The organism is Ameyamaea chiangmaiensis (assembly GCF_013376175.1).
Lineage (GTDB): Bacteria > Pseudomonadota > Alphaproteobacteria > Acetobacterales > Acetobacteraceae > Ameyamaea > Ameyamaea chiangmaiensis.
Genome location: NZ_JABXXR010000100.1, coordinates 1 through 11,050 on the forward strand (window position 1 = coordinate 1; position 11,050 = coordinate 11,050).

10 protein-coding genes are annotated in these 11,050 nt (G+C 66.2%); 3 read left to right on the forward strand and 7 right to left on the reverse strand.

The window, feature by feature from the left end; all coding sequences use genetic code 11:
• The coding region (locus HUK82_RS11580) for an HAD-IA family hydrolase (protein ID WP_176614107.1) at positions 1 to 525 on the forward strand (525 nt) is incomplete at its 5' end.
• 4 nt (positions 526 to 529) lie between these two features.
• On the opposite strand, the gene HUK82_RS11585 is transcribed toward HUK82_RS11580, so the two are convergent.
• The 7 genes from HUK82_RS11585 to mutM form a co-directional block, all read right to left on the reverse strand.
• Positions 530 to 1,327, reverse strand: coding sequence for a DUF3108 domain-containing protein (locus HUK82_RS11585; protein WP_176614108.1), 798 nt, complete (start codon positions 1,325 to 1,327; stop codon positions 530 to 532).
• 9 nt (positions 1,328 to 1,336) lie between these two features.
• The gene (gyrB, locus tag HUK82_RS11590; protein ID WP_176614109.1) at positions 1,337 to 3,796 is read right to left on the reverse strand and encodes a DNA topoisomerase (ATP-hydrolyzing) subunit B; all 2,460 of its coding nucleotides are present in this window, start codon (positions 3,794 to 3,796) and stop codon (positions 1,337 to 1,339) included.
• A 120-nt stretch (positions 3,797 to 3,916) separates the two neighbouring features.
• Entirely contained in the window at positions 3,917 to 5,026 is a 1,110-nt protein-coding gene (gene recF / locus HUK82_RS11595; protein WP_176614110.1) for a DNA replication/repair protein RecF, read from the reverse strand.
• Positions 5,027 to 5,073: 47 nt separating this feature from the next.
• Positions 5,074 to 6,198 carry a DNA polymerase III subunit beta gene (gene dnaN / locus HUK82_RS11600; RefSeq protein WP_176614111.1) on the reverse strand — a complete coding sequence of 375 codons (1,125 nt, stop codon included), beginning with the start codon at positions 6,196 to 6,198 and terminating at the stop codon, positions 5,074 to 5,076.
• A 111-nt stretch (positions 6,199 to 6,309) separates the two neighbouring features.
• Complete coding sequence (gene dnaA, locus HUK82_RS11605) at positions 6,310 to 7,659, reverse strand: chromosomal replication initiator protein DnaA (protein ID WP_246495053.1); 1,350 nt, start codon at positions 7,657 to 7,659, stop codon at positions 6,310 to 6,312.
• Between the two features lie 537 nt (positions 7,660 to 8,196).
• Positions 8,197 to 8,466 (reverse strand): 30S ribosomal protein S20, encoded by a 270-nt coding sequence (gene rpsT, locus HUK82_RS11610; protein WP_176614113.1) that lies wholly within the window; start codon positions 8,464 to 8,466, stop codon positions 8,197 to 8,199.
• 120 nt (positions 8,467 to 8,586) lie between these two features.
• Positions 8,587 to 9,456, reverse strand: coding sequence for a bifunctional DNA-formamidopyrimidine glycosylase/DNA-(apurinic or apyrimidinic site) lyase (mutM, locus tag HUK82_RS11615; protein WP_176614116.1), 870 nt, complete (start codon positions 9,454 to 9,456; stop codon positions 8,587 to 8,589).
• 28 nt (positions 9,457 to 9,484) lie between these two features.
• On the opposite strand from mutM, the gene HUK82_RS11620 reads away from it, so the two are divergent.
• Complete coding sequence (locus tag HUK82_RS11620; RefSeq protein WP_176614114.1) at positions 9,485 to 10,288, forward strand: class I SAM-dependent methyltransferase; 804 nt, start codon at positions 9,485 to 9,487, stop codon at positions 10,286 to 10,288.
• A partial coding sequence (gene coaBC, locus HUK82_RS11625; RefSeq protein ID WP_176614115.1) for a bifunctional phosphopantothenoylcysteine decarboxylase/phosphopantothenate--cysteine ligase CoaBC occupies positions 10,288 to 11,050 on the forward strand: 763 nt, incomplete at its 3' end. The genes HUK82_RS11620 and coaBC, both read left to right, overlap by 1 nt.

An 11,050-nucleotide genomic window follows, 5' to 3' on the forward strand; every position in this document is an offset into this window, starting at 1 on the left:
GGCGCGGCCGCCCTGGTCGCGCGCCTGCTCGACCGCGCGGGCGCGGCGGCCAGCGGAATCGACCGGCTGGAAGCGACCCACCGTTACATCGCGGATTACACGCCGCGCTCGCTGGACGAGACACGGCTGTTTCCCGGCACTGAAGACGCGCTCGACCGTCTGCGGCGCGATGGCTGGCGTCTGGCGGTCTGCACGAACAAGCCGGTCGCAGCGGCGCGGCACATCCTCGAGGGCATGAGCATCAGCCCCCTGTTCGCCGCGATCGCCGGCGGCGACAGCTATCCCACCCGCAAGCCCGACCCCGCGTCGCTGCGTGGCGCCGTGGAGACCGCGGGCAGCGTAGCCGCCCGCGCCGTGATGGTCGGCGATCACACCAACGACATACAGGCCGCGTCCGGTGCGCAGGTCGCCAGCATCTTCGCCCGCTGGGGCTATGGACGGCCAGAGATGGAAACGGGCGCGACCGCTGCCTGCGCCACAATCGGTGACATTCCCGGAGTCGCGGAACGGCTGATCCCTGCCTGAGGGCTCAGTGCCCGGGTGGCTCGGCAAGCAGCACGGTCAGTTTGCCGATCTTGGGGTGGTTGAGCTCGATCCGCACGGCCACCATGCCGTACCCCTGCAGGTTCTGGAACCAGACGGACCCCGGCTGAGGCTTGCGCATCTGTGCCTCGTGGCGGCTGTTGCGCACGAAGCCCGCGACCTGCTGCCCCACGAAATCACAGCGCACCGCGTCGCCGGTAAAGGACAGACGCCTGTCCGGGGGCAGCGCCTGCTTCCCCGCGCTGTGGCTGCTCATGGTTATCAGGCGCAGGCCGTCGAACACTTTCGCCGACCCATCGCACTGACCGGTCCGGTCGAGCGTGCCCAGCATCAGCATCATCGCCGACAGCGTATCGATGCTTCCGGCGCGCTGGTCGGCCTCCACGGGGACGCGGTCAGTCTCCGGCGGATCGAGGACCGCCACACTGGGGGTTCCATCCGCATACCGAATGGTCAGATGCCGGTCGTGGCCGCGCGAAAAACCATCACTTTGAAACAGGGTCGGCGCGACGGCATCGCCCGCGAACCGACCCGTTCCGGTGCTGGTAATGTTCATCTTCAGGAATACCGCCCAGATGCCATCCGTCTGAAGGGTCGTGCGGACGTCATAGGCCGCCGCGTTGACGGTGTAGCCCGTATGCACGTCCACAACGTGAAACCCGTGGAGATACACGGCGTAGCGCAGCGTGACCGCCCCATCGGGATAGGTCGCCGCACGTACGGGCGACGCCATCCCGGCTACGGTGAACAGAACGCCCAGAGCCACTCCCGCTAAACGGCGCATCCTGTGGCTTCAGACGTCGAGGTTGGCGACTTTGAGCGCGTTGCCCACGATGAAGTCGCGTCGCGGTTCGACCACGTCGCCCATCAGGGTCGAGAAGACCTGCGCCGCGTCCTCGATATCGCCGACACGCACTTGCAGAAGAGTGCGGGTGGCCGGATCGAGCGTCGTGTTCCACAACTGCTCGTCGTTCATCTCGCCCAGCCCCTTGAACCGGTTGATCGCAAGTCCCCGACGCCCCTGCGCGAGAATGCGCTCGTACAGCGAGGCCGGCCCCCGCACCGTCGAAGTCTGTGCATCGAAGGCCAGCGTGGCGGGCATGCCGAAATCGCGTTCCAGCCAGTCGGCGAACTCCGTCAGACGACGGGCCTCCGAACTGCGCAGCGTCGCGGGATCGACGCGATAGACCTCGCCCACGCCACGCACATTGCGCGCCAGTTCCAGCCCGTCGGCACTGGCCACCACTTTCCAGCCGCGCTCGTTGGGCAGCGAGGCCTCGTCCAGGCGCGCCTGAAGGGCTGGCACGCGCGTCTGTGCCAGCGCGACATCGGTGGTCAGGGCCCCGGAAATCGCGGCCTGTTCGACCAGCCAGGTCGGCGCGCGCGAATTCAGGCCGTTGATCGCCTGCACCGCACCCCGGATGCGACTCACGGCACCCGCCAGTTCCTCACCCGACGCCACACGGCCGTCGCCGTAGGTCAGCGTCGCATTGGCCAGTGCCTTGTCGAGCAGATAGTTCTCGAGCGCGGCATCGTCTTTGAGATACCGTTCCTCATTGCCGCGCTTGGCGCGGTACAGCGGCGGCTGCGCGATATACAGGTAGCCGTTCTCGATCAATTCGGGCATCTGCCGGAAAAAAAACGTCAGCAACAGAGTCCGGATGTGCGAGCCGTCCACGTCGGCGTCCGTCATGATGACGATGCGATGGTAACGCAGCTTGTCGATCGAAAAGCCGCCTTGGTCGACTTCTCCGCGCCCGATGCCCGTGCCGAGCGCCGTGATCAGCGTGCCGATCATCTCCGAACCCAGCATCCGGTCGAATCGCGCGCGCTCGACGTTCAGGATCTTGCCACGCAGCGGCAGGATTGCCTGGAATTTCCGGTCGCGGCCCTGTTTGGCGGTACCGCCAGCCGAGTCACCCTCGACGATGAACAGTTCCGCCTTGGCGGCATCACGCTCCTGACAGTCCGCAAGCTTGCCCGGAAGCGACGAGACGTCGAGCACACCCTTGCGGCGCGTCAGTTCGCGTGCGCGACGGGCGGCCTCGCGCGCTGCCGCGGCGTCCATCACCTTGCCGATGATCTGACGCGCTTCCTTCGGATGGGTCTCGAACCAGTGCGACAGCAGGTCCGACACCGCCGCGTGCACCACCGGCTGGACTTCGGACGAGACCAGCTTGTCCTTCGTCTGGGACGAGAATTTTGGGTCCGGCACCTTCACCGACAGCACGGCGGTCAGGCCCTCGCGCATGTCCTCGCCGACCAGATCGCGGGTCTCTTTCTTGCCCATGCCCTCGGCATATTTGCCGACGACACGCGTCAGCGCCTGACGGAAGCCGGCCAGATGCGCGCCGCCGTCACGCTGCGGGATGTTGTTGGTGAAACATAGCATCGTCTCATGGAACGAATCGTTCCACGTCAGGGCAAACTCGACCTTGATCCCGCTCTCGGCGTTCTCGGCACTTCCGTTGAGCGACGGGGTGACGATGGGTGCCTTGCCACGATCGAGCCAGTCGACGAACGCGATCAGGCCACCTTCGTAGAAAAAAACTTCCTCGCGCGGCTCGGCATGACGCTCGTCGCGCAGGACGATCCTCAGCCCGGAGTTCAGGAACGCCAGTTCGCGCAGGCGCCGTTCCAGAATGGAGAACTCGAACTCCACTTTGGTGAAGGTCTTGGCACTCGGCTTGAACGTCACCTGCGTGCCGCGCGGCTGTTCGCTCGGCCCCACCACCGACAGCGGCGCGTCACGCTCGCCGTGCTGGAAGCGGATCATGTGCTCCAGCCCGTTACGCCAGATGCGGACCTCCATCCATTCCGACAGCGCGTTGACCACAGCCGCGCCGACACCGTGCAGACCGCCCGACACCTTGTAGGAATTCTGGTTGAACTTGCCGCCGGCATGCAGCTTGGTCAGTACGACCTCGGCCGCGCTGACGCCTTCTTCCTCGTGCAGGTCGGTCGGGATGCCACGCCCGTCGTCACGCACCGTGACCGATCCGTCGCCGTTCAGGGTCAACGAACACATCGTGGCAAAGCCCGCCTGCGCTTCGTCGACGGCGTTGTCGATGATCTCGAACGCCATGTGATGCAGGCCAGAGCCATCATCGGTGTCGCCGATATACATGCCCGGACGCTTGCGAACCGCATCCAGACCTTTCAACACGCTGATCGAGGACGCTCCGTAATCGACATCGTCCTGCGGCACCGAAGGGACAGAGTCAGGATTGGCCGCGTTGTTCGGATCGGACATGCCGGCAGGGTACTCCAGAGCTGAGTCGCAGCGCGGGGCCGCAACGTAAGCGGTGACTATAACCGGATCGACCGACGCAGACCAGAAGCACCGGGGGGCGAGCGCGCGAAAACAGCCGCCCTACGATCGCACAACGGCGCCTTCGTGGACCGCATGGAACGCTGCCCGGTCGCGCAACCCCGCGAAAGCCTGCGTGTCCGTTCCGGTCAGCAGCACCGGGCCGCCCGCATGAGCCACGGCATGCATCAGGGCCATGCGTCGCTGTTCGTCAAGATGAACCATCGGCTCGTCCAGCAACAGGACAGGCATCTGCCCCCGCACCGCGCCCATCACCTGCGCATGGGCGAAAATCACGCCCAGCAGCATCGCTTTTTGCTGACCGGTGCTGGACAGGGCCCCCGGCCGGCCGCTGAGTCGCTCAGAAAACACCACGTCGGCACGATGTGGGCCGATGGCGGTGCCTCCCCGCGCGGCATCACGGTGCCGGGACCGGCCCCAGTCGTCGCGCAGTCTGTCCTCCACCGCCAAAGCGGGCAGCGTGTCCATCAGGGCCGAGACCGGGCAGAGAAGCGAGAGAGTCGTCTCGGGAAATCCGTGCCCGACACCGTCATGCGCGTTCAGCGCGGTGGTCAGCGTGCGGCGCGCGGCCGTCAGGGCCACGGCGTGCCGGGCCATCGAGTTCTCCACCGCGTCCAGCCAGCCGCCATCGCCGCCGCTTCCGGCAAGCAGGCGGTTACGCTGTGCCAGCGAACGGTCATAGGCGGCAAGCTCACGCGCGTGATGCGGCTCCAGCGCCAGCACCAGACGATCGAAAAACCGGCGTCTGGCGCTGGCGCCATCTTGAAACAGGCGCTCCATCTGCGGTGTCAGCCAGACACAGGCCAGATGCTCGCCTACGCGCTCGCGGCTTCGCAGCGGAAGACCATCGAGGCGAAACTGTCGCGACGACGTTGTGGCCGCCGCCGTCATGCCTGTGGCGATGTCCGTGGCGCCGTATGGCCCGGTAACGCCCAGGCTCACGCCCCATTCCGCCGCACCGTTGCGCCCCAGGTCCGACAGCGCGGCCCCACGCAGACCACGGCCGGGAACCAGAAGCGACACCGCTTCGAGAAGGTTCGTCTTCCCCGAACCGTTCTCGCCATGCAGCACGGCCACAGGTGCCTCCGGATGCCACACAAGGCGGCGATAGTTCCGGAAGTCGGTCAGGACCAGTCGATCGAGAGACAGCACGATGCCGTCCTCGTCACGCCCGCCTGCGCGGACGTGCGCGCGTGTCGTCAGACACGCATCGGCATCAGCACATACAGGGCGCTCGGGCTGTCGACATCGCGCACGACCGTCGGCGCGGCGCTGTCGGCGAACGCGAACTCGACATCCTTGTCGATCTGGTCGGTAATGTCGTTGAGATAACGCGCCTGGAACCCGATCTCGATCGGCGCCGCGTCATAGGAGACACGGTTTTCATCGAGTTCCTCGCTCGCGATGCCCTGATCCGGACTGGAGGCCGAAAGCGTCAGCAGGTTGTGCGCCAGCGCCATCTTGACAGGGCGATTGCGCTCCTGGCTGATCGCGGCGACACGCGCCACGGCGTCGGCGAAATCGCGCTTGCCGACCCGCAGGATACGGTCGTTGTTGCGCGGGATCACACGCTCATATTCCGGAAACGTTCCGTCGATCAGCTTGGACGTCAGCATGACGCCACCCGCCGTGAACTGGATGCGGGTGTCGGACAGGGCCACGTCCACGTCCGGCGCGCCTTCGTCCAGCAGCTTGCGCAGTTCGGCCACCGTCTTGCGCGGCACGATGACGCCAGGCATCCCCGCGGCGCCGTCGGGCAATTCCGTCTCGACCCGTGCCAGACGATGGCCGTCCGTCGCGACGGCCCGCAGCGTCGGACCGGTGTCCCCCTCGGTCGCATGCAGGTAAATGCCGTTGAGGTAATAGCGCGTCTCTTCGGTCGAGATCGCAAAACGCGTCCGATCGATCAGGCCTCGCAGCGTCGCCGCCGGGATCCGGAAACGGCACGGCAGGTCGCCCGCTACCATCGAGGGAAAATCATCGACCGGCAGGACGTTCAGGTTGGTCGCGTATCGGCCCGCCCGCAGCGCCAGCGGCGAATCGCCGCCCGGATGGTCGAGCTCGACGTCCGCGCCGTCCGGCAGTTTCCGCACGATCTCATACAGCACGGCAGCCGGCGCGGTCGCCGAGCCGTCGCGCACGCCGGTGGCCGCCACAGTCTCCACCACCGCGATTTCCATGTCGGTGGCGGTCAGAGTCAGGTGCCCGTTCTTCACGGTCAGCAGGACATTGGCCAGAATGGGGATCGTGTTGCGCTTCTCAGCCACACTCTGGATATGCGCGAGTGCCTTGATCAAAATGGCACGATCGGCCTTGAGCTTCATCTGTCCTCGATCCTCCGCGCCCGGGCGGAAGTGCCGGGCAGATTCTCACGCCCTGAGACTACCAGCCGCCGCCCCGTTTTCAACCGGCTTCCTGCATGCCGCAGTCCCGGCTCAGCTTTCGAGCATACGACGAAGAAGCTCGACATCCTCGGCGAACGCACTGTCGAGCTGCATCAGGTCGGTCACGCGCGACACGGCGTGCATGACCGTCGTGTGATCCCGGTTGCCGAACTTGCGGCCGATTTCAGGCAGGGAACGGCTGGTCAACTGCTTGGACAGATACATCGCCACCTGACGTGGACGCGCCACCGCCTGTGAACGGCGAGCCGAGGACATGTCGGTCAGCCGGATGTTCCAATGCTCGGCGACCTTGCGCTGGATCTCCTCGATCGTCACGCGGCGATCATGAGCCTTGAGAATGTCGTGCAGGACTTCCTGCGTCGATTCCAGGGTCACGGGTCGGCCGAACATCTGGGCATGCGCGATCAGACGGTTCAGCGCGCCTTCGAGTTCGCGCACGTTGGTCGTGATCTTGTGGGCCAGGAACTCCAGTACCTTGGGCGGCACCGGCACACCCGATGCCTGTGCCTTCGCTTCCAGAATGGAGATGCGCAGTTCGAACGTCGTGGCGTGAATGTCGGCCACCATGCCGCAACCGAGCCGGGTGCGAAGCCGGTCTTCCAGTCCCGAAAGATCGGACGGCGACTTGTCCGCCGACACGACGATCTGGCGCCCCGCATCCACCAGCGCGTTGAAGGTGTGGAAGAACTCTTCCTGCGTGTTGTCCTTGCCGATGAGGAACTGGAGGTCGTCGATCATCAGAACGTCGACGGACCGCAACTGCTCCTTGAACTGCATCGTGGACTGCGAACGGATCGCCGCGATGAAGCGGTACATGAATTTCTCGGCCGACATATAGGCGACCGACACACGTCCGTCGCGCACCAGTTCGGATCCGATGGCGTGCATCAGATGGGTCTTGCCCAGCCCCACGCCGCCATAGAGGAACAGCGGATTGAACCCCGCGCTGGACGGACGCTCGGCCACCCGGCGCGCGCAGGCGTAAGCGAACTCGTTCGGCTTGCCCACGACGAAGCTGTCGAACGTGAACCGGGAGTCGAGCGGCGCGGCCAGATCGTTGCGTATTTCCGCAACGACCGGCGGGGCCGGCTCGGGGACCGGCGCATCGACCGCGACGCCCTGCGCGGACGCCGCCCGTGCCGGGGTGCCGCGCTGGACCTGAAGCTCCACGCGTCGCACGGCGGCGATTTCCGCCGACCACAAGTCGTTCAGCCGGTCGCCATATTGCCCCCGCACCCAGTCGCGCAAGAACCGCGTGGGAAGGAACAACGTGACCTCGTCCTCGTCGACCGGACCCAACGTGATCTGCTTCAGCCACGTGCGGTATTCGACCTCGCCGACTTCGGTCTGCAGGCGGGCGCAGATTCGCGCCCAGTGCATCTCAAGGATCTCGGCGGGAATTCCGGACGAAACAGTGTGTCCGGCGTCGTCGTCATGATCGGGGTAGCTGAATCCGGTCATCGCGCCTGCGCACCGATCGATCGCATGTTTCCCCCAGAACAAATCTCGTCCGGAATGGTACCGGACTCACGGACAGGCATGGCACACCGGGCGCGCATAGGCGGATCGTGCCGACAAGCCGAAGCTTGCTCGGCAGCGCTCGCACGGGCGGTCATCGCTCGGTTTGCTGCAAGATAGAGACGCGAAACTAGAGCACGCGCCGGGGCGAGGCAATGGAAATCTCGGTCTCTGCAGGGGCCGAATATCGGCTTTGCCACGCCGTGAAATGATGGGACGTGCCGCGACCTGAAAAACCCGGGCGCCGCCCCTATCGAAGGTCGATCGCGGCATAAAAAAAGCCGGCAGGACGCACGCCCTTCGCCGACTTTCTTCACATCGAGGAGAAATTACTGCCTCTCGCCCGATTTTTACTTGTCTCTGCGGCGCACTACACTGCAGCAGCGCCGCATGTCGCGATCAGGCCGTCGCAATGGCCTTGATGCGGGCCGACAGGCGCGAAATCTTGCGCGAGATCGTGTTGGCATGCACAACGCCCTTGGTGGACGCGCGCTGCATTTCCGGCTGCGCGGCGCGCAGGGCGGCGGTGGCCTCGTCCTTGTTGCCGGCCGAGATTGCCTGCTCGACCTTCTTGATGAAGGTGCGCATGCGCGACACGCGGGCCGTGTTGCGGGCGTTGCGGCGTTCGTTCTGACGGATGCGCTTGCGCGCGGATGCGGTGTTCGCCATGGGTCTCTATTATCAGTTCAGCACATGTGTGAGTGGCATGCGCCACACATGTGTGCGGACAGCCAAGTGAGGGTGGCCGTGTAATCCACGTCGCCCCCGCGCGTCAAGCACCGATCGCCATCATCGCTCCGATGACAGCACCTGCAACGTCGGACAGAAGAAGCTCGAGCGGCCCGACTGCACGGCTCGGACGACACCGGGACACGCCGTCCCCCTGGCAGATCCGTCTTCATGATCGCCGCAGACGCGGCCCTCGCGCCCGTATACGCGCCAGGCGTGCTGGAAATATCCCAGCTCCCCGTCAGGTTGGACGTAGTCGCGCAGACTCGACCCCCCGGCGGCGATGGCTTCTTCCAGAACGGCACGCGCGGCGTCGACCAGTGCGGCAACACGGGCGGCGCCCAGCACGCCCGCCGGTTCGGCGGGGTGTATGCGCGCCCGATACAGGGCCTCGCACACATAGATATTGCCCAGGCCCGCCACGATCCTCTGGTCCAGAAGCAACGACTTGACGGGTGCCCGACGGCCCGTAAATGCGGCGAGCAGGAACGCCGGGGTGAAATCCGGACCCAGCGGCTCGATCCCCATTGCAGCCAGAAGCCTATGCTCCGCCTCCCGCGCGGTCTCGATCAGGTCCAGCGCGCCAAAGCGCCGGGGATCGACCAGTCCCACCCGGGCGCCGTCGCGCGTCTCGATCACGACATGCTCATGGGACTCGGGCGGATCGTTCCGACCGGGCACCCCCAGCACCACGCGGCCCGACATGCCCAGATGCAACAGCACCGTCCAGCCGCCGCCGAGCCGTATGAGGATGTATTTCCCCCGGCGGGCAAAGCCCTCGATCCGGCGGCCGGGCAAGACATCGAGGATCTCCCGCGGGACGGGCCAGCGCAGGTCGGCGCGATGAAGCGCCACGGACGCGACCGTATGGCCTTCGAGGCGCGCGCGCATCCCGCGCATCACGGTTTCGACTTCGGGGAGTTCCGGCATGACCCCGTTCACGCTATAGGGTCGAGGCATGAGCGACAATGCCTTCGGCGACCCGGCCGCCCCGCCCCACATCCCTTCCGACTCCGGCGCCACCGCCGGACGCACCACAGACTTCGGCTATCGCGATGTCCCGATCGGCGAGAAAAAGCCGCTGGTGCGCGCGGTGTTCGACAGCGTGGCCTCGCGCTACGACATCATGAACGACGTGATGTCGCTGGGCGTCCATCGCGCGTGGAAGCGGATTTTCGTCGCAAGCCTTGGCCCGTCGCCCGATCTTCGCCTTCTCGATCTGGCAGGTGGCACGGGCGACATCACGTTCGGGTGGCTCCGCGCGGGTGGCGGATCGGCGGTTCTGTCCGATATCAACGACAGCATGCTCGCGGTCGGGCGTAACCGCGCCATCGAACGCGGGTTCGCCGACGCCATCGACTTCGCCGTGATCGATGCCGAAGCCATCCCCCTGCCCGACCGCTCGGTCGACCGGGTCTCGATCGCGTTCGGCCTGCGCAACTGCACCGACAAGTCCGCCGTACTGCGCGAGGCACGGCGTGTCCTGCGCCCGGGCGGCAAGTTCTGCTGTCTGGAGTTCTCGCGTGTGCAGGTCGCCGCCCTGGCGCCCGTGTATGACGCCTGGTCGTTCAAGGTGCTGCCCCGCATGGGCGCGGCGATCGCCGGTGATCGGGAATCCTACCAGTATCTCGCCGAAAGCATCCGTACCTTCCCCGATCAGGAAACCCTGGCGGACATGATGCGCGACGCGGGACTGGAGCGCGTGTCGTATCGCAACCTGTCCGGCGGGATCGCCGCGATCCACTCCGGCTGGCGTCTCTGATGACCGATCCCCGCACATTGGCAGGGCGTCGGGTCCTGCTGATCGTGGCCGGGGGGATCGCCGCCTACAAGGCGCTCGAACTGATACGCCTGGTGACCGGCCAGGGGGGCAGCGTCCAGTGTGTCCTGACCGAGGCCGGCGCGCGTTTCGTCACGCCGCTGTCGCTTCAGGCACTCAGCGGGGCCGAGGTCCGCACGGACCTGTTCTCCCTCTCGCTCGAGAGCGAGATGGGGCATATCGCCCTGTCGCGCGCGGCCGACCTGCTGGTCGTCTGCCCCGCGACGGCCGATCTGATGGCGGCCATGGCGACCGGCCGCGCCCATGATCTCGCCACCACGCTTCTGCTGGCCACCGACACGCCGGTACTGATCGCCCCTGCGATGAACGTGCGGATGTGGGACCACCCGGCGACGCAGGCCAATCTCGCGACGCTGAAGGCGCGAGGGGTGCATGTCGTCGGCCCGGACGAAGGCGTGATGGCCTGCAACGAATTCGGCTTCGGACGCCTGTCCGAGCCTCCCGCCATCGTGGCACAGATCGCGTCCCTTCTGGCACCCGCGCCCCAGCCGCTGGCCGGTCGCCACGCGCTGGTCACCGCCGGCCCGACGCATGAGCCGATCGATCCGGTGCGCTATATCGCCAATCGGTCGTCGGGTCAGCAGGGCTATGCCGTCGCGGCGGCGCTGCGCGTGCTCGGCGCACGAGTGACGCTGGTCTCCGGCCCCACTACCCTCGCGGCGCCGCCCGGGGTCGAGCGAGTCG